The 18,995-nt window shown below is 60.5% G+C and carries 20 protein-coding genes; 16 read left to right on the top strand and 4 right to left on the bottom strand.

The genetic code is table 11. The features are described from left to right. Positions 1-307: 307 nt before the first annotated feature. Genes BLQ55_RS22685 through BLQ55_RS22660 form a run of 6 tightly spaced genes read left to right on the top strand, consistent with a single transcriptional unit; the run spans position 308 to position 6,259 of the window. Positions 308-1,402 carry an ABC transporter ATP-binding protein gene (locus tag BLQ55_RS22685; RefSeq protein ID WP_072406974.1) on the top strand — a complete coding sequence of 365 codons (1,095 nt, stop codon included), beginning with the start codon at positions 308-310 and terminating at the stop codon, positions 1,400-1,402. After that, the gene (locus BLQ55_RS22680) at positions 1,402-2,511 is read left to right on the top strand and encodes an ABC transporter ATP-binding protein (RefSeq protein WP_060741472.1); all 1,110 of its coding nucleotides are present in this window, start codon (positions 1,402-1,404) and stop codon (positions 2,509-2,511) included. The genes BLQ55_RS22685 and BLQ55_RS22680 overlap by 1 nt, the downstream gene beginning before the upstream one ends. Next, entirely contained in the window at positions 2,508-3,374 is an 867-nt protein-coding gene (locus BLQ55_RS22675; RefSeq protein ID WP_030142069.1) for a carbohydrate ABC transporter permease, read from the top strand. The genes BLQ55_RS22680 and BLQ55_RS22675 overlap by 4 nt, the downstream gene beginning before the upstream one ends. A 10-nt stretch (positions 3,375-3,384) precedes the next feature. Then, positions 3,385-4,185 carry a carbohydrate ABC transporter permease gene (locus BLQ55_RS22670; protein ID WP_092203748.1) on the top strand — a complete coding sequence of 267 codons (801 nt, stop codon included), beginning with the start codon at positions 3,385-3,387 and terminating at the stop codon, positions 4,183-4,185. A 10-nt stretch (positions 4,186-4,195) separates the two neighbouring features. Then, positions 4,196-4,468, top strand: a complete 273-nt coding sequence (locus tag BLQ55_RS22665; RefSeq protein ID WP_024776455.1) for a DUF2160 domain-containing protein — start codon at positions 4,196-4,198, stop codon at positions 4,466-4,468. Between the two features lie 48 nt (positions 4,469-4,516). Beyond that, positions 4,517-6,259 carry an ABC transporter substrate-binding protein gene (locus BLQ55_RS22660; RefSeq protein WP_092203746.1) on the top strand — a complete coding sequence of 581 codons (1,743 nt, stop codon included), beginning with the start codon at positions 4,517-4,519 and terminating at the stop codon, positions 6,257-6,259. 364 nt (positions 6,260-6,623) lie between these two features. On the opposite strand, the gene BLQ55_RS22655 is transcribed toward BLQ55_RS22660, so the two are convergent. The 3 genes from BLQ55_RS22655 to BLQ55_RS22645 are packed head-to-tail and all read right to left on the bottom strand — an operon-like array spanning position 6,624 to position 9,216. Next, a complete protein-coding gene (locus BLQ55_RS22655; protein WP_060741475.1) occupies positions 6,624-7,805 on the bottom strand; it encodes an acetyl-CoA C-acetyltransferase in 1,182 nt (393 codons plus the stop codon). Positions 7,806-7,816: 11 nt separating this feature from the next. After that, positions 7,817-8,482 (bottom strand): CoA transferase subunit B, encoded by a 666-nt coding sequence (locus BLQ55_RS22650; RefSeq protein WP_003180355.1) that lies wholly within the window; start codon positions 8,480-8,482, stop codon positions 7,817-7,819. Between the two features lie 35 nt (positions 8,483-8,517). Further along, the gene (locus BLQ55_RS22645; protein WP_060741476.1) at positions 8,518-9,216 is read right to left on the bottom strand and encodes a CoA transferase subunit A; all 699 of its coding nucleotides are present in this window, start codon (positions 9,214-9,216) and stop codon (positions 8,518-8,520) included. Between the two features lie 237 nt (positions 9,217-9,453). On the opposite strand from BLQ55_RS22645, the gene BLQ55_RS22640 reads away from it, so the two are divergent. Beyond that, positions 9,454-10,359 carry a LysR family transcriptional regulator gene (locus tag BLQ55_RS22640; RefSeq protein ID WP_092203744.1) on the top strand — a complete coding sequence of 302 codons (906 nt, stop codon included), beginning with the start codon at positions 9,454-9,456 and terminating at the stop codon, positions 10,357-10,359. A 127-nt stretch (positions 10,360-10,486) separates the two neighbouring features. Here BLQ55_RS22640 and BLQ55_RS22635 read toward each other — a convergent pair whose 3' ends face one another. Then, positions 10,487-11,326 carry an NAD-dependent protein deacetylase gene (locus BLQ55_RS22635; protein WP_092257225.1) on the bottom strand — a complete coding sequence of 280 codons (840 nt, stop codon included), beginning with the start codon at positions 11,324-11,326 and terminating at the stop codon, positions 10,487-10,489. Positions 11,327-11,508: 182 nt separating this feature from the next. Between BLQ55_RS22635 and BLQ55_RS22630 the strand changes: the two genes are divergently transcribed. The 9 genes from BLQ55_RS22630 (at position 11,509) to BLQ55_RS22590 (ending at position 18,994) form a co-directional block, all read left to right on the top strand. Then, entirely contained in the window at positions 11,509-12,018 is a 510-nt protein-coding gene (locus tag BLQ55_RS22630; RefSeq protein ID WP_092145531.1) for a ferritin-like domain-containing protein, read from the top strand. Between the two features lie 73 nt (positions 12,019-12,091). Beyond that, on the top strand, positions 12,092-12,364 hold the full coding sequence (locus tag BLQ55_RS22625) for a hypothetical protein (protein ID WP_092203740.1): 273 nt from the start codon (positions 12,092-12,094) through the stop codon (positions 12,362-12,364). A gap of 34 nt (positions 12,365-12,398) precedes the next feature. Continuing rightward, positions 12,399-12,647, top strand: coding sequence for a metallothionein (locus BLQ55_RS22620; RefSeq protein WP_092203738.1), 249 nt, complete (start codon positions 12,399-12,401; stop codon positions 12,645-12,647). A 423-nt stretch (positions 12,648-13,070) separates the two neighbouring features. Then, positions 13,071-13,448, top strand: coding sequence for a con-10 family general stress protein (locus BLQ55_RS22615; RefSeq protein WP_092203736.1), 378 nt, complete (start codon positions 13,071-13,073; stop codon positions 13,446-13,448). Between the two features lie 265 nt (positions 13,449-13,713). Further along, entirely contained in the window at positions 13,714-14,595 is an 882-nt protein-coding gene (locus BLQ55_RS22610; protein WP_092203734.1) for a manganese catalase family protein, read from the top strand. Positions 14,596-14,700: 105 nt separating this feature from the next. Further along, a complete protein-coding gene (locus BLQ55_RS22605; protein WP_092257222.1) occupies positions 14,701-15,630 on the top strand; it encodes a ZIP family metal transporter in 930 nt (309 codons plus the stop codon). A gap of 176 nt (positions 15,631-15,806) precedes the next feature. After that, complete coding sequence (locus BLQ55_RS22600) at positions 15,807-16,307, top strand: YciE/YciF ferroxidase family protein (protein WP_092203827.1); 501 nt, start codon at positions 15,807-15,809, stop codon at positions 16,305-16,307. A gap of 130 nt (positions 16,308-16,437) precedes the next feature. Beyond that, a complete protein-coding gene (locus BLQ55_RS22595) occupies positions 16,438-17,844 on the top strand; it encodes a saccharopine dehydrogenase C-terminal domain-containing protein (protein WP_092257219.1) in 1,407 nt (468 codons plus the stop codon). Between the two features lie 130 nt (positions 17,845-17,974). Further along, on the top strand, positions 17,975-18,994 hold the full coding sequence (locus BLQ55_RS22590; RefSeq protein WP_092257217.1) for a hypothetical protein: 1,020 nt from the start codon (positions 17,975-17,977) through the stop codon (positions 18,992-18,994). Position 18,995 lies beyond the last annotated feature (1 nt).

Here is an 18,995-nt window from a genome sequence, read left to right as displayed (position 1 = left end):
CTCGCGATAGCGGTGTGTCAGTCACATCAATGCTGCTGATCCACCGCTATCGCGAGCAAGCTCGCTCCCACAAAGGGCATGGCCAGGCTAACCGAAAACGTTCATTCAGTGTTGTTCAAAATTGTTCATTGTCAACCCGTGAATTGTTCAGTTGTTCAGTCGTGGCTGTTCACTTGTGTTCATCTGCGAACGTGTTTTTCTCAGGTTTTTTAAAAAAAATAAGCCAGGTCAATGGCTTGTGATTTCTGGCACGGCTTTCGCTTTGCAACTCGGGTCGCTTGACTCCAAATAATAAAAAGGCCGAGCCATGTCATTAAAGCTTGAGCACATCTGTCGCACCGTCGAAGGCCAGACCTGGATCGACGATGCCAATCTGAGTTTCGAACCCGGATCCTTCAACGTCCTGTTGGGCCGCACGCTGTCCGGCAAGACCAGTCTCATGCGCCTGATGGCCGGTCTGGACAAGCCCGACAGCGGTCGGATCCTGATGAACGGCGTCGACGTCACTAACCGCCCGGTGCGGCTGCGCAACGTGTCGATGGTTTACCAGCAGTTCATCAACTACCCGACCATGACTGTTTTCGAAAACATCGCCTCGCCGTTGCGCCAGGCCGGTGTGTCCGACGAAGTCATCCAGAGCAAGGTGCTGGAAACCGCCAGGATGCTGCGGATCGAGAAATTCCTCAAACGTCATCCATTGGAGTTGTCCGGCGGCCAGCAGCAGCGCACGGCCATGGCCCGGGCACTGGTCAAGGACGCCGAACTGATCCTGTTCGACGAGCCCCTGGTGAACCTGGACTACAAGCTGCGTGAAGAGCTGCGCCAGGAAATGCGCGAGCTGTTCCAGGCTCGCCACACCATCGCTGTCTACGCCACCACCGAGCCTAACGAAGCGCTGGCCCTGGGTGGCACCACCACGATCCTGCATGAGGGCCGGGTGATTCAGAGTGGCAAGTCGTCTTCTGTCTATCACCAGCCACAAACCGTGCTGGCCGCCGAGTTGTTTTCCGAACCGCCGATCAACCTCATGCCGGGTCGTATCGCCGGCAATGAAGTCAGCTTCGCCAATTTTGTGCACTTCCCGCTGAACGTCGACCTGCGCCCGGTGGGCGAGGGCGAGTTCCGTTTCGGCGTGCGCCCCAGCCATATTTCCCTGGTGCCGAGCAACGACGACGACCTCGAATTGGCGGTGACCGTCGAAGTGGCCGAGATCAGCGGCTCGGAGACGTTCCTGCACGTGCGCAACGAACATTTCCTGCTGGTGCTGCACTTGCCAGGGGTACATGAGTACGACGTGGATGCGCCGATTCGCATCTACATTCCGACCCATAAACTGTTTGTTTTCGACGCCCAGGGCAAGCTGGTCCAAGCCCCAGGGCAGCGTATCGCGAGGGTTGCCTGATGGCTGAAATTCGTTTGCAGAACCTCGCCCACAGCTACACCAGCACCCCGGCGGGCCCCGAGGATTACGCGATCCGCGAGATGAACCACATCTGGGAGCAGGGCGGCGCCTATGCGCTGCTCGGACCTTCGGGCTGCGGCAAGTCCACCTTGCTCAACATCATTTCCGGCTTGCTCAGCCCTTCCGAAGGGCAGGTGATGTTCGACAGCAAAGTCGTCAACGACCTGACCCCGGAACACCGCAACATCGCCCAGGTGTTCCAGTTCCCGGTGGTGTACGACACCATGACGGTGTTCGACAACCTGGCATTCCCGCTGCGTAACCAGGGCATGGCAGAAGCGCGGATCCACACCAAGGTGCAGGAAATCGCCGAGGTCCTGGACCTGCAGAACCTGCTGGACAAAAAGGCCCGCAACCTCACCGCCGATGAGAAGCAGAAAGTCTCCATGGGCCGCGGGCTGGTGCGCGACGATGTGTCGGCGATCCTGTTCGACGAACCGCTGACGGTGATCGACCCGCACCTGAAATGGAAACTGCGGCGCAAGCTCAAGCAGATCCATGAGCAGTTCAACATCACCATGGTCTACGTCACCCACGACCAGTTGGAAGCCTCGACGTTCGCCGACAAGATCGCGGTGATGTACGGCGGCCAGATCGTGCAGTTCGGTACGCCCCGGGACTTGTTCGAGCGTCCGAGCCACACCTTTGTCGGCTACTTCATCGGCAGCCCGGGGATGAACCTGATCGAGGTCACCGCGCAGCCCGGCGGTGTCGGTTTCGCCTCGACCCACTTGCCGCTGTCGGAAACCTTGCAACGTCGTGTCGCCGAAGCCGAAGGCAAAAGCCTGAAGGTCGGTATCCGACCCGAGTTCGTGCATGTCTGGGATGGCCCTTACGACGACGCGATGCAGGCTGATGTGGTGCACGTCGAAGACCTGGGCACCTACAAGATCCTGACCCTCAACCTCGATGGCGCACCGCTGAAGGTCCGCCTGGCCGAAGACAAGCCGGTGCCGGAAGGCACGGCGTACATCAGTTTTCCGGCCCAATGGCTGATGGTTTATGCCGATGAATACCTGCTGGAACCGTTGAGCGAGGTGCAGCCATGAACAAGGTGCAGAACAACAAGGCCTGGTGGCTGGTATTACCGGTGTTCCTGCTGGTGGCCTTCAGCGCCGTGATTCCGATGATGACCGTGGTCAACTATTCGGTGCAGGACATCTTCGACCAATCCAGCCGCTACTTCGTCGGCGCCGACTGGTACAAGCAGGTGCTGCTCGATCCGCGGCTACACGACTCGCTGCTGCGCCAGTTCATCTACTCGGCGTGCGTGCTGCTGATTGAAATTCCCCTCGGCATCGCCATCGCCCTGACCATGCCGACCAAGGGCAAATGGTCGTCCCTGGTGCTGATCATCCTGGCGATTCCGCTGCTGATCCCGTGGAACGTGGTGGGCACCATCTGGCAGATTTTCGGCCGCGCCGACATCGGTTTGCTGGGCTCGACCCTCAACGGCCTGGGCATCAACTACAACTACGCGGCCAACACCATGGACGCCTGGGTCACCGTGCTGGTGATGGATGTCTGGCACTGGACTTCGTTGGTGGCGCTGCTGTGCTATTCGGGGCTGCGAGCGATTCCCGACGTGTACTACCAGGCCGCGCGGATCGACCGGGCGTCGAACTGGGCAGTGTTCCGTCACATCCAGTTGCCGAAGATGAAGAGCGTGCTGCTGATCGCCGTGATGCTGCGTTTCATGGACAGCTTCATGATCTACACCGAGCCGTTCGTACTCACCGGCGGCGGGCCGGGCAACGCCACCACGTTCCTCAGCCAGACCCTGACGCAAATGGCCATCGGCCAATTCGACCTGGGCCCGGCGGCGGCGTTTTCCCTGGTGTATTTCCTGATCATTCTGTTGGTGTCCTGGCTGTTCTACACCGCCATGACGCACTCCGACGCCAACCGTTGAGGCCCGCACAATGAGCAAGAAAAAGCTGATTCCGCTGTTGATCTACATCCTGTTCCTGCTGGTGCCCATCTACTGGCTGCTGAACATGTCGTTCAAGAGCAACACTGAAATTCTCGGCAGCCTGACGCTGTGGCCGGCGGACTTTACCTTTCACAACTACAAGGTGATTTTCACGGACCCGAGCTGGTACACCGGGTACTTGAACTCGCTGTACTACGTGAGCCTGAACACGGTGATTTCCCTGGGCGTGGCGCTGCCGGCGGCCTATGCGTTTTCCCGCTATCGGTTCCTGGGGGACAAGCACCTGTTCTTCTGGCTGTTGACCAACCGCATGGCCCCGCCGGCGGTGTTCCTGTTGCCGTTCTTCCAGCTGTATTCGTCCATCGGGTTGTTCGACACCCACATCGCCGTGGCCCTGGCTCATTGCCTGTTCAACGTGCCGTTGGCGGTGTGGATCCTGGAAGGGTTCATGTCCGGGGTGCCGAAAGAAATTGACGAGACCGCCTACATTGACGGCTACAGTTTCCCCAAGTTCTTCGTCAAGATCTTCATTCCGTTGATCGGCTCCGGCATCGGTGTCACGGCATTTTTCTGCTTCATGTTCTCCTGGGTCGAACTGTTGCTGGCGCGCACGCTCACCTCGGTGAATGCCAAGCCGATCGCGGCGGTCATGACCCGTACGGTATCGGCGTCCGGTATCGACTGGGGGGTGCTGGCGGCGGCGGGGGTGTTGACTATCCTGCCGGGCATGCTGGTGATCTGGTTCGTTCGCAACCACGTGGCCAAGGGCTTCGCCCTGGGCCGGGTCTGAGGAGTCGATGATGGAATGGATGAACTGGACCGTCCCCACGGCGGTATTTTTCGGGGTTATCGCCTTGTTTCTGGTGGGCATGACCACCTGGGAGTTGCGTTCGCCGAGTATCCCTCGGCGTGGTTTCCTGCCGATTGCCACCACCCGTGGCGATCGGTTGTTTATCGGTCTTCTCGGTAGCGCCTACCTGCACCTGCTGGTGATCGGCGCCACCGACTGGAGCATCTGGATAGCGTTCGCGTTGTCTTGGGTGTGGCTGTTGGCAGTGATGCGGTGGGGCTAGTCGCGAAGGTTCGCCGATCAGGCTCTTAAACCCAAACAGGAGGTCTCTATGTTCAATAAAAACAATAAGCTGCGACATAGCGTTTCATTGGCAGCCATGCTGGCACTCAGCGGGCTGAGCGCTGCGGCCTGGGCCGACGCCTATGAAGACGCCGCTAAAAAATGGATCGGCAGTGAATTCAAACCGTCGACCTTGACGGACGCCCAGCAGCTCGAAGAACTCAAATGGTTCATCAAGGCATCCGAGCCGTTTCGCGGTATGAAGATCAACGTGGTGTCGGAAACCCTCACCACTCACGAATACGAGTCCAAGGTACTGGCCAAGGCCTTCACCGAAATCACCGGGATCCAGTTGACCCACGATCTGCTGCAAGAAGGCGACGTGGTGGAGAAGATGCAGACGGTGATGCAGTCGGACAAGAACATTTATGACGGCTGGGTCAACGATTCGGACCTGATTGGTACGCACTTTCGCTACGGTAAGACCGAATCGATCACCGACCTGATGGCCAACGAAGGCAAGGCTTACACTTCGCCAACCCTGGACATCAAGGACTTCATCGGCATCTCCTTCACCACTGCGCCGGATGGCAAGATCTATCAACTGCCCGACCAGCAGTTCGCCAACCTGTACTGGTTCCGCGCCGACTGGTTCGAGCGTGCGGACCTGAAGGCCAAGTTCAAGGAAAAGTACGGCTACGAGCTGGGTGTCCCGGTGAACTGGTCGGCCTATGAAGACATCGCCAAGTTCTTTTCCGAAGACGTCAAGGAAATCGACGGCAAGCGCGTCTACGGGCACATGGACTACGGCAAGAAAGACCCGTCCCTGGGCTGGCGCTTCACCGATGCCTGGTTCTCCATGGCCGGTGGCGGCGACAAGGGCCTGCCCAACGGCTTGCCGGTGGACGAGTGGGGCATTCGCGTAGAGGACTGCCATCCGGTCGGTTCCAGCGTGACCCGTGGCGGCGACACCAACGGCCCCGCGGCCGTGTTCGCCACCACCAAGTACGTGGACTGGCTGAAGAAATATGCGCCGCCGGAAGCGGCTGGCATGACCTTCTCCGAATCCGGACCGGTGCCGTCCCAAGGCAACATCGCCCAGCAGATCTTCTGGTACACCGCCTTCACTGCCGACATGACCAAACCGGGCCTGCCGGTGGTGAACGCCGATGGCACGCCGAAATGGCGCATGGCACCTTCGCCGCGCGGACCTTACTGGGAACAGGGCATGAAGCTGGGGTACCAGGACGTGGGTTCCTGGACGTTCATGAAGTCCACGCCTGAGAAACAGAAACTCGCGGCCTGGCTCTATGCGCAGTTCGTGACGTCCAAGACCGTGTCGCTGAAGAAAACCATCGTGGGCCTGACGCCGATTCGTGAATCGGACATCAACTCCCAGGCGATGACCGACCTGGCGCCGAAACTCGGTGGCCTGGTGGAGTTCTACCGCAGCCCGGCCCGTGTGCAATGGACCCCGACCGGGACCAACGTGCCGGACTACCCACGCTTGGCGCAATTGTGGTGGAGCCACATCGCCGAAGCTGCCAGCGGCGAGAAAACGCCGCAGCAGGCCCTCGACGGGTTGGCCAAGGACCAGGATGCGATCATGACCCGCCTGGAACGCTCCAAGGCCCAAGCCACCTGCGCACCTAAGATGAACCCTGAGCGCGACGCGCAATACTGGTTCGATCAACCGGGCGCACCGAAGCCGAAACTGGCGAACGAGAAGCCTAAAGGCGAAACCGTGAGCTACACCGAGCTGTTGAAATCATGGGAGGCGGCACGCAAGTAAAGCCCCGGATGTGAAAATGAACGGCACCGAAAGGTGCCGTTTTTTTTGGGGTCTGGGCTCACGCAACAGACCGACCCGCCGCCATCGCGAGCAAGCTCGCTCCCACAGGGTTTGGTGGTGGCCCCAGATATTGCGTACACCCAAAATCCATTGTGGGCGCTGCTCCCACAGGATTTGGCGGTGTCCATGAATGCTGCATACACCACTGTTCCCCTGTGGGAGCCGAGCTTGCTCGCGATGAGGCCGGCAAGCCATCCACATAAACCGGCAGGCAAAAAAACGGCGCAACCGAGGTCGCGCCGGTGGTGCCAGTGGCTGCACGGATAGTCGTGGGTCCGTGCCGCCACCGTTGAACCCGTGTCGGTTATGCCCGTTCCAGCGCCAGGGCCACGCCTTGGCCGCCGCCGATGCACAGGGTCGCGAGGCCTTTCTTGGCGTCGCGCTTGATCATTTCATGCAACAGCGACACCAGGACCCTGCAACCCGACGCGCCGATGGGGTGGCCCAGGGCGATGGCGCCGCCATTGACGTTGACCTTGTCCATGTCCCATTTCAGTTCTCGGGCCACGGCCAGCGACTGGGCGGCGAAGGCTTCGTTGGCTTCTATCAGGTCCAACTGCTCCAGCGACCAGCCGGCCTTGTCCAGGCAGCGACGGGTGGCCGAGACCGGGCCAATGCCCATGATGGCCGGGTCGACGCCGGCATTGGCGTAGGCACTGATTTTCGCCAGCACCGGCAGGCCCAGGGCCTTGGCTTTTTCCGCGCTCATCAGGATCACGGCGGCGGCACCATCGTTGAGCGAGGACGCGTTACCCGCGGTGACGCTGCCGTCCTTCTTGAAGGCAGGCTTGAGCTTGCCCAGGGATTCGGCGGTGGTACCGGCGCGCGGTTGTTCATCGGTGGCGAACGCCACGGGATCGCCTTTGCGCTGGGGAATCAGGATCGGCGTGATCTCATCGGCAAACCGACCGCCCTCGATGGCGGCGACGGCCTTCTGCTGGGAAGCGGCGGCGAAGGCGTCCTGCTCCTCGCGGCTGATGCCGTACTTGTCCACCAGGTTCTCGGCGGTGATGCCCATGTGGTAATCGTTGAAGGCATCCCACAGGCCGTCGGTGATCATGCTGTCGATCATCTTCGCGTGGCCCATGCGCAGGCCGGTGCGGGCGGCCGGCAGGACGTAGGGCGCCAGGCTCATGTTTTCCATGCCGCCGGCGATGATGACCTCGGCGTCGCCACAGCGGATCGCCTGGGCGCCCAGGTGCAACGCCTTGAGGCCCGAACCGCAGACCTTGTTCAGGGTCAGCGCCGGCACTGCATGGGGCAGGCCGGCGAGGATCGACGCCTGGCGCGCCGGGTTTTGCCCGGAGCCTGCGGTCAGTACCTGGCCGAGAATCACTTCATCGACCTGTTCGCCGGACAAACCGGTCTGCTCCAGCAGGCGACGAATCACCGCGGCACCGAGTTCCGGCGCGGGAATGGCAGCCAGCGAACCCTGGAAGCTGCCGATGGCGGTACGGGTAGCGGCGACAATCACGACTTCTTGCATCGAATCTCTCCTCACTGGGCAGCGAATTGCATTTCAGGCACATGGTCCGGCACGATCAACTTGCCGGCGGTCTTGGCGACGATTTCCTCGACGCTGACGCCTGGGGCGCGTTCTTTAAGGATGAAGGCGCCGTCCTGGATTTCCAGGTAGGCCAGGTCGGTCAGCACGCGCTTGATGCAACCGGCGCCGGTCAGCGGCAAGCTGCAGCGCGGCAGCAGTTTCGACTCACCGTCCTTGGACGCATGGGTCATGGTGACGATGATGTTCTCGGCACCGGCCACCAGGTCCATCGCACCACCCATGCCCTTGACCAGCTTGCCGGGGATCATCCACGAGGCAATGTTGCCTTCGACATCCACCTCGAAGGCGCCGAGCACGGTCAGGTCGATGTGGCCGCCACGGATCATGGCAAACGATTCGGCGGAAGAGAAGATCGAGGCGCCGATGCGCGCGGTGACCGTCTGTTTGCCGGCGTTGATCATGTCGGCATCGACTTCGGCTTCGGTGGGAAACGCGCCCATGCCGAGCAGGCCGTTTTCCGACTGCAGCATGACTTCCATGCCTTCGGGAATGTAGTTGGCGACCAGGGTCGGGATACCGATGCCCAGGTTCACGTAGTAGCCGTCCTGCATTTCGCGGGCGACGCGTTGAGCCATTTGTTCGCGGGAAAGTGCCATGTTCTTATTCCTTCATTCGGGCCGGGGGCAGGGGATCACTTACGCACGGTGCGCTGTTCGATGCGTTTTTCGAACGTGCCGCAAATGACCCGGTCGACGTAGATGCCAGGGGTGTGGATCTGGGTCGGGTCCAGCTCGCCGGGTTCGACGATTTCTTCGACTTCCACCACGGTGATCTTGCCCGCCGTGGCGGCCAGCGGGTTGAAGTTCTGGGCGGTGTGGCGATAGATGACGTTGCCGAAATGGTCGGCCTTCCAGCCTTTGACGATGGCGAAGTCGCCGGTGATGGACTCTTCCATCAGGTATTGGCGGCCATGGAATTCACGCACTTCCTTGCCTTCGGCCACCGGCGTGCCGACGCCCGTGGCGGTGAAGAATGCTGGGATGCCGGCGCCGCCGGCGCGCATTTTTTCGGCGAGAGTGCCTTGGGGGGTGAGCACGACTTCGATTTCGCCGCTCAGCAGTTGCTGCTCGAACAGGGCGTTCTCGCCCACGTAGGAGGCGATCACCTTGCGGATCTGCCGGTCTTCCAACAGCACGCCGAGGCCGAAACCGTCGACGCCGCAGTTGTTGGACACCACGGTGAGGTCGCGGATGCCCTTGCGCTTGATCTCGGCGATCAGGTTTTCCGGAATACCGCACAGGCCGAAGCCGCCGGCGATGACGGTCATGCCGTCCTTCAAGCCTTCCAGCGCTTGTTCATAAGAGCTCACGCGTTTGTCGAAACCTGCCATAGACACCTCTTTTATTCTTGATGGGGTCGCAATGAGATGCAGTGTTGCGCCAAGTCATATATTTGTTAAGTTGATTTTTAGATTGGATTGATTGATAAAACTCAACAATTGCCTCCCTCTGTAGGAGCTGTCGAGTGCAACGAGGCTGCGATCTTTCCAAAAACACTTGAATCCCAAGCAAAAGATCAAAAGATCGCAGCCTTCGGCAGCTCCTACCCAACCGGACACGAACATCCCATGACCCTCAAGCAAATCCGTGCCTTCCTCGCGGTGGCCCAGAGCCTGAGCTTCGCCGTGGCCTGCGAGCGGCTGCACCTGTCCCAATCGGCCTTGAGCCTGACCATCAAGGCCCTGGAAGAAGGCCTCGGCGGTCGTTTGTTCAGCCGTAATACCCGTAACGTGGCGTTGACCCCCGAAGGTGAATCCTTGCTGCCACTGGCCCGCCGGCTGGTGGCCGACTGGGACAACGCCGAGGACGAAATGCGCCAGCGCTTCACCTTGCAGCGCGGTCGTGTGACGCTGGCGGCGATGCCTTCGTTCGCCGGCAACCTGCTGCCGCCGATCCTCAAGACCTTCCGCGCCCGCTATCCGAATGTCAACGTCACGGTCAACGATGTGATCAACGAACAAGTGCTGGAAATGGTCCGTGATCGTCATGTCGAACTGGGCGTGGCGTTCGAGCCGATGCAGGGTTCGTCCCTGGCGTTCACGCCCTTGTACCTCGATCGCTTCGTCGCGGTGGTGCCGTTGGATTCAGCCTTTGCCCAGCGCGACGAAATCCACTGGCAAACCCTGCTGGAGCAGCCGTTCATCACGCTGCAACGACCCTCCACCGTACGGGTGATGCTGGAAGAGCATCTGCGGGCCCGGGGCATGAAACTGCCGGTGGAGTTCGAGAGCCACCAGTTGGCGACCGTCGGACGGATGGTCGCCAGTGGGCTGGGGGTCAGTGCCGTGCCGGCGCTGTGTGTCGGGCAGATGCATGAGCTGGGGGCCCGCTGCATCACCTTGAGCGATCCGGTGATCGAGCGAGCCATCGGCGTGCTGACCAAGCCGGGGCATGAATTGTCGGCGGCGGCGCAGGCGTTGTTCGATACGCTCAGGGATCAGGAGTTGGGCACGTTGACCGCAGGCCGACACTGACCCTGTGTGAGCAATGACCCTGTGGGAGCGAGCTTGCTCGCGATAGCGGTGTGTCAGTCAATATCGCTGCTGGCTGATCCGACGCCATCGCGAGCAAGCTCGCTCCCACAGGGGGTGGGTGGTGTGGTTAGAGCAGGTGTTGTGCCAGCAATGGCAGTAGTTGTTCACACGGCTCTTCAAGCTTGAGGTCCAGCAACTCATCGGCCCGGGTCTTGCCGCGGTTGATTGCCAGCAGCGGCTTGCCCTGGTCCTTGATGGCCCGGCACAGGCGAAACGCCGAATACGCCATCAGCGACGAACCCACCACCAGCAGGCCGTCCGCTTGCTCGACGGCTTGCATGGCGCGGGTCGCGGTGAGGGGGGCGACGTTCTCGCCGAAAAACACCACGTCGGGTTTCAACCGCTCGCCGCCGCAATGGGGGCAATGGGGCACTTGGAAGCGCGCCTCGAACGCGGGGTCGAGCAGGGTGTCGCCATCGGGGGCCTGCACCGCATCGACGCCCGCCAGGTAAGGGTTTTCGGCTTCCATCAACCGTTGAATCTGCTGTCGCTCGCTGAGCTGGCCGCAATCCAGGCACCGCACGCGATGCAGGCTGCCGTGCAGTTCGATGACGTCCTGGCTGCCGGCCTGGTCATGCAGGGTGTCGACATTCTGGGTAATCAGGCCGGTGATGCGTTGCTGCGCCTGCAACTCGGCCAAGGCTTCGTGAGCCACGTTCGGCCTGGCCTGCCTGACCCGGGGCCAGCCCAGCATCGCCCTTGCCCAATAGCGCCGTCGTGCCTCGGGCTGGGCGAGGAACTCCTGGTACATCATCGGTTGTCGACCCCGACGGACCCCGTCGCTGTCGCGGTAATCGGGGATGCCCGACGGGGTACTGATGCCGGCGCCGGTGAGCACCAGGAAGCGGCGCCCGGCGGTGTACGCCAGTAACTGATCGATGGGTGCCTGGTGAAGATCTTCGGGCATGGGAGGTGCCTGCGCTGGCCTTGAGCCGTTGAGGTTAGCACTTGGATCGAGCCGACGCCTTTCGTCGCCCTGGGGGTTGGTTTGTTCAAACTTTCCCCAGTGCCGCGCTATCCACTTTTATGTGCGGTACTTCAGAACCGTCGCGCTGCGTTGCAGTAGCGACCACGGCTAAGGAGAAGGAAATGGCAACGCCTAAAGAGAACCTGCTGGACTGGCTCAACGATGCCCATGCCATGGAGCAGCAAGCGGAAAAAATGCTCAAGGCCCAGGCCGAACGCCTGGAACATTATCCGGTGCTCAAGGCCCGCATCGAGGAGCATTTGCAGGAAACCCTCGGACAACAAAAATTGGTCGAACAATGCATCCAGCGGCTGGGCGGCAGTACGTCGACGCTCAAGGACCTGGCCGGCAAGCTCATGGCCTTTGGTCAGGCGGTGGGCGGCATGACGATGAGCGATGAAGTGGTCAAGGGGGCCATGAGTGGCTATGTGTTCGAGAACCTTGAAATCGCCTCGTACACCGTATTGATCGAGGCGGCGAAAGTCGCCGGGGATGTGGAAACGCAACGGGCGTGCGAACAGATCCTGCCCCAGGAAATCGCCATGGCCGAGTGGTTGCGCGATCACTTGCCGGAAATCACCCAGGCGTTTCTGGAGCGTTCGGCCAATCCGCACACCGAAGCCAAGCGCTGAGTACGGCCAGGTATGGAAGAGCGACAGGCTAGCGTGCCGGTCGCTCCTTGAAGCTGCCGAGAAGAGGAAACGTATGAAGCAGACCACGGGTGAAGTACGGGCCATCAATCGACAGAGCGCAATGGTGGGGGTGTATGTGGCGCAGGAGGACGGCCATACCGTGCTCGAGCTGGGTTCGGCCAACGACATCGATATTGGCGACATCCTCGAGTGGAACAGCGGCACGGCCTTGGGCACACAGTCCTATCACAACCTGACCAAAGGCTGGACTGCCGATGTGTATGTGGCCAACCACGGCGTTGCGGCGGCGAACCTGGAGGTTCAGCTGATGGTCGGCTCTGCCTGACGGCGCCTTCGACCCCTTATTCGGGAGAAAGAGCATGAGCGAATTAAAGTGCGGTTGCCCCGATTGTCAGTGTGAGGTAGATCCGCAACGGGTTTTCAATCACGACGGCGAAGCTTACTGCAGCCAAGCCTGTGCCGAACAACACCCTAATGGGGAGCCGTGTCCGGCGCCAGACTGCCATTGCGAACGCAGTGGCAAGGTGGGTGAGCGGGACGTCACCAGTAAGCAGCTGGATGATGCGCTGGAGGAAACGTTTCCGGCCAGTGATCCGATTTCACCTTGATCGATCTCTTATCCGGGTGCCGGCGACAGGGCATCCGGACGCCGCAAGCCGGTCAGTGCGGTGGTGCAGGAAAACACCGGCAGCCCGCGAGTTTTGGCTTCCTGGAACGGCGCGAGGCCAGGGTGACGAGACCGGTGCAATGGGGTGCCGGCGCCGCCCGACCTTTGGCGGACAGCGTGGAAAGACACGCACTGCTTTCAATTGAATGTAATAAGTAATTGCTAAGGTGTTTAAGATAATTTATAGCTCGCCGCTTAATTGATAGCGAGTTGTAATGTTCAGGCGTTGAATGGATTTGAATTGTCTGGTTCTGACCGTTCGTCGCCGCTCGCTGAATTTCTTTCAAACCTTGGCGAAGTCCAATTCTCATAGTAAATACGGGCCAGCGAGGCTCGTTAAACACTAACTAACGAGGTGAATGAAATGGCTAATACAGGAAATAACAATCCTGGCAATTTCGCTAACGATCGTGAGAAGGCATCGGAAGCCGGGAAAAAGGGCGGACAAGCGTCCGGCGGCAATTTTGCCAACGACCCTGGGCGCGCATCCGAGGCTGGGCGTAAGGGCGGACAGGCATCGGGTGGCAACTTTGCCAACGACCCTGGACGCGCTGCAGAGGCTGGCCGCAAAGGCGGGCAGGCATCGGGTGGTAATTTCGCCAACGATCCTGAGCGCGCCTCGGAAGCGGGCCGCAAAGGTGGCCAGGCTTCGGGCGGCAATTTTGCCAATGACCGGGAAAAGGCCTCCGAAGCCGGTAGGAAGGGCGGCGAAAATAGCCGTGGCGGCGGTCGTGACTCGTAATGCCCGCTGACCAGGCAGGCCCCGTGCCCATGGCATGGGGCCCCATGGGCGGCAATAATTGAATGCGAATATAAAGTTTCGCCTGGCTTTACAAACTTTTCCTTTTTATTCGAGATGAGATGTTCGGATTGTCTTTGTCGTTACCGTTCATCTCATTTATCGAATAAAAAATAAATCACGTTCCCTTAACTTTTTCTGATGCCTTGTGGGCCCTGTTATTGCTGGCAGTGTCTCCATGGTTTATGTCTGATCGAGGGCTTTGATCATGTTTTTACATAATAAAAGACTGCAATACACCGTGCGCGTCGCCGAACCCAATCCCGGGCTCGCCAACTTGCTGCTTGAACAGTTCGGTGGGGCCCAGGGTGAGCTGGCGGCGGCGTCGCGCTACTTCACCCAGGCCTTGTCCGAGGACGATCCAGGCCGTAAGGATTTGCTGATGGACATTGCCACCGAGGAACTCAGCCATCTGGAAGTCATCGGTTCGATCATCGTGATGCTGAACAAAGGTGCCAAGGGCAAGATGGCCGAGGGCGTGGAAAAGGAGGGCCAGTTGTACCGGGACATCAACGGTGCCGGCAATGATTCCCACATCACCAGCCTCCTGTATGGCGCCGGCTCGCCATTGACCAACTCCGCCGGTGTGCCCTGGACCGCCGCGTATGTGGACACCATCGGCGAGCCGACAGCGGACATGCGTTCCAATATCGCGGCCGAGGCGCGGGCGAAAATCGTCTATGAGCGCTTGATGAATGTCACTGACGATCCCGGTGTGAAGGAAGCGCTGGGCTTTTTGATGACCCGCGAAATCGCCCACCAGCTGTCGTTCGAAAAAGCCCTGCACTCGATCCAGCCCAATTTCCCCCAAGGCAAATTGCCGGGCATGCCGGAGTTCACCAACGTGTACTTCAATATGTCCCAGGGCGAACCTACCGTGCGCGGCCCATGGAATCAGGGCGACGATTGGGAGTTCGTCGAAAATCCAGCGCCGGCGGTGGATGGCGGCGATGGCCTGGCCAGCGTCCAGCTCAGTGAAAAAGACGAAGCGCTGCTGATGGACATGAAGGCACGGACGATGTCCAACCCGGAAAGCAACCCCGTCACGGGTGCCGACTTGGGTTCAGGGATGCAAGGTGACAAACTGTAAACAACGGCGAGGGGGGAGACTCCCTCGCCTGAACCTTATTCGTCTGAGCGTTCCCGTCATGCAACCCTCAGACTAGCCATGCCCGCAGAGCATTAAGGACATTCGATGGACCAGCCCACTTCCCGGATCCGATCCCCATGGCGTACCTGGCTGGGTCCTGTGCAAAACAACCTGCTGCTCGGGGTGAGTTTCTGGCTCGGGCTGGCCGTGATAACCGCGTTGTTACTCTACAGCGGCTACAACGCCTTGGTCGGTGCTGATCGGCACAATCTGGGCTACGCGGTCCTGGGCGGCACGTCCGGTTTCGCCGCCACGGCCTTGGGCGCATTGATGGCGGTGGTGCTGCGGGATATCTCGTCACGCACCCAGGACATCATGCTGGGTTTCGCCGCCGGGATGATGCTCGCCGCCAGCTCTTTCTCACTGATCCTGCCGGGCATCGAAGCCGCGCAGGTGATTTGTGGCAATCAGTTGCTGGCCGCGTTTGTCGTCGTGGTCGGCCTGGGATTGGGTGTGGCCCTGATGATCGGCCTCGACCGTTTCGTGCCCCACGAACACGAGTTGAGTGGGCGGCGCGGTCCTGAAGTCGAGCGCATTAACCGTGTGTGGCTGTTCGTGCTCGCCATCACCTTGCACAACCTGCCGGAAGGCATGGCCATCGGCGTCAGTTTTGCCGACGGCGACTTCAGGGTCGGCTTGCCCCTGACCACTGCCATCGCCATCCAGGACATCCCCGAAGGCCTGGCTATCGCCATGGCGCTGCGAGTGACGGGCATCAGCACCTTGCGTGCTGCGCTGATTGCGGTGGGCTCCGGGCTGATGGAACCGTTGGGGTCGGTGATTGGCCTGGGTATGTCGTCGGGTGTCGCCGTCGCCTACCCCATCAGCCTCGGTTTGGCGGCGGGCGCGATGATTTTCGTGGTGTCCCACGAAGTGATTCCCGAGACCCACCGCAACGGCCATGAAACGCCGGCGACGCTGGGCCTGATGATGGGGTTTGCGGTGATGATGTTTCTCGACACGGCGCTCGGTTGAACGCCGCTCGACTGTTTCGAAACCCTCCGTCCACGCTTCGAAAAATTTCTTGAACATCTGAAATTTTCTTCGGGTCAGTGTTGATGACAGGTGAAGCGGCGTAGGCCGGCTTCACCTCATCTACCCTTTGAGGCCCGCCCAGTGCGGTGCCTTTTCTTGACCGGAGGATGATTGAAATGGCCAGGAAAACAGTGACCGACCTGTTCATTCACGAACTGTCCGATATCTACAGCGCCGAGAAGCAGATCACCCGCGCATTGCCCCGCATGGCCAGGGCCGCGACCAACCCTTTGCTGGCGCAAGCCTTCAACGATCACCTTGAAGAAACCCAGGGTCAGATCGAGCGTATCGACACCCTCATCGACGTGGCCGGCATCAAGCTCAAGCGCATGAAATGCGTGGCCATGGAAGGTTTGGTGGAAGAGTCCAAGGAATTGCTCGAGGAAATCGAGAAGGGGGCGGTGCTCGATGCCGGGTTGATCGGTGCGGCGCAAAAAGTCGAGCATTACGAGATCGCCAGTTACGGGACTCTGATCGCCATGGCCAAGCACTTGAACCTGGGCGATGAAGTGGTCGGGTTGTTGCTGGCAACGCTCAAGGAAGAAAAAGCCACCGACGAGAAACTTTCCAAGATCGCTGAGCAGGGCGGTAACCAGGCCGCGACGATGGACTCTTGACGAGCTATGGGGGGGCTGGCGCAGGATCGACAATGCCTGCGCCAAGCGCCTGTCGACTCTGACAGTAGCCAAAGCCCCGATGCCGGTATCTCATGGCTCCATTGTTTTCGTTCTGCCCCGGAGGCAGCTCATGGAACATCAGGTCCCGTTCACCGGCCATCTGATCTTCATCGGGTTTGGTTCAATCACCCGGGCCACTTTGCCGTTGCTATTGGGGCAGGATCATGTCCCTGTCCAGCACATCACGGTCATCGCGCCCATTATCGAGAAGCACATCTGGTTCAAGGAGCGAGGGATCAGCTTCGTTCCCAAGGCGCTGACTGAACCAACCTTCGTGCAAGTCCTGGATCGCTTCGTCAGGCGCGGCGACTTCATCGTCAACCTGTCGGTGGAGGTCAGTTCGTTGGCGCTGATGGCCTATGCCTTCAACAAGGGCGCGCTGTACCTCGATACCTGCGTCGAGCCTTGGGTGGGCGGCTACGACGATCCGCAATTGAGCCTGTCGCGTCGCACCAACTACGCCTTGCGCTATCAGGTCCTGGCTTTGCAAAAAAAACTGGGCAGAGGGCCGACGGCGGTGGTGGCCCATGGAGCCAATCCCGGTCTGATCACCCATTTGCTCAAAGCCGGCCTGGTGGAACTGGCGGTGCAGCTGAATCATCCGCTGCCACACAATAGCGAGGGCGTGGACTGGGCCCGGTTGTGCAGGGAGACGGGTATCAAGGTGATTCATTTTGCCGAGCGTGACACCCAGCGCTCCAAGCAAATAAAGCAGGACGATGAGTTCGTGAACACATGGTCAGTGGAAGGATTCATCAGTGAGGGTTGCCAGCCTGCGGAGTTGGGCTGGGGCACCCACGAGCGCAGTTGGCCGTCGTCTGCCAGGCGCCATCGCTTCGGGAGCCGCAACGCCATTTACCTGGAACGGCCGAGCGCCAGTATACGGGTCAAGACCTGGACGCCGTTGGCCGGGCCCTGCCTGGGCCTGATGATCACGCATCACGAAACGGCGTCGACCGCCGACCTGCTGACCGTGAAAGATCAACGCCAATTGATCTACAGGCCGACCCTGTATTACGCCTACCGCCCGTGCAACGATGCCTTGTTATCGATGCACGAGTTGATCGGTCGCGGCTGGCAGAGCCAGCCTCGGCAACGCATCCTCAACGGTGAAATCGACAGCGGCGGCATCGATGCGCTGGGTGTCCTGCTGATGGGGCACGAACTGAATGCCTACTGGTTCGGCTCGGTGTTGAGTATCGATGAGGCGCGCGCGCGATTGCCTTTCAACAACGCCACCAGCTTGCAGGTGGCCGCGGGCGTGTTGGCGGGAATCGTATGGGCGGTGGAGCATCCGGATCGTGGCATCGTCGAGCCGGAGCAGATGGACTACGAGCGCGTACTGGAAGTGGCCAGGCCCTACCTTGGCAGCCTGGTGGGCAAACGTACCGACTGGCAGCCGAGCACTGCTCTCTACGAAACTTCCCGGGACCAAGCGGCGTTTGACTGGCAGTTCGAGCAGTTCATCCGGCTTTGATGGAAGCGCCGATAAACCACCACGCCGTAGTAACTGCAAACGCCAGATAAGCCTGCCTGAGCCCGCAGGTTTCGTTGCTCGCCACCTATACTCAATTCCGTGGATGACATGAATCCGGGGTGGCGCGATCGTGCTGCGTTCGCTGATGTTGGCCGTTGTGCTCGTTCTGGCGGGGTGCGCCACGCCCCAGCGCGGTCAACAGGCCGCGCCGGTGGCGATTTCCCAGGACACTTGGCGACAGGTGGACCAGCAGCTCATCGCAGCCTCGAAAAGCGCCGTCGAACAGGCGGCACTCTACGCCCGTGGGTCGATGGAGCATTGGCGCACGTTGGTCTATGAGCGCACCGAGGTTGAATTCATCCCCTGGTTCAGCAGCTATTGGACCCAGGAGTGGCTGGCGGTGAAGGTCAGTTGGTACGCCGCCAGTGCCGAGGGCGAGACGGATTCCTCGGCCAGGCGCCTGGCGGTTTACCTGCAAGAACAATATCGCGAGAAGGTGCTGGAACCGGTGGCGGTGGAAATCGATCCCGAGGCGATCAGGGCCAACGCCATAGGCTACTACCTGCGCCAGCTCGATCAGCAGGTCCAGGTCATCGCCCTGCGACATCGTATCCCCAGCGAACTGATGAACCGACGGCTGCACGGCATCCCGGCCATCCGCCTCGGCCCGCCAGCGGCGCGTGACGCTTCGTTGTACGAGATGGTCCACACCGAACCGTTGAACACCCTGCCGGCCTATGCGGCCCTGATCGATCACGTCAACAAGGCTGCAACCACAGGGGCCGGACCCTCGGAGGCGGTGATCGCCACGGTGGCGCAACGCACCAGCGAAAAAATCGAGGCCCAGTTCGCCACGCGTGGGGCAACCGGTGCGGCGGCGGCCGTGGCCGGGAAGGCGGCGGGGGCGTTGATCTCGGTGGGCGTGGCGGGCATCCGCGCGATCATCCACGAGGGCGAGCGGCCGGAAATGGAAGCGCAGATCCGCAAAAGCCTGAGCGTTGCGTTCGACGAAGCGTGGTTCAAGTCACTCAAGCATCCCCTCAGCGGGGTGATGGCACCGGTGTACTACCTGGACGAGGAAATAGAAGGCAACCTGGTGGAGGCGGACCTGGCCAATCGAGCGGTGGCATTGCCGGACATCAAGCCGTGAC

The organism is Pseudomonas sp. NFACC13-1, from assembly GCF_900104425.1.
In the GTDB taxonomy this organism is placed as follows: Bacteria; Pseudomonadota; Gammaproteobacteria; order Pseudomonadales; family Pseudomonadaceae; genus Aquipseudomonas; species Aquipseudomonas fluorescens_AA.
Note: the sequence above shows the minus strand (reverse complement) of the source record. Positions and strands in the feature narration are given on the sequence as shown.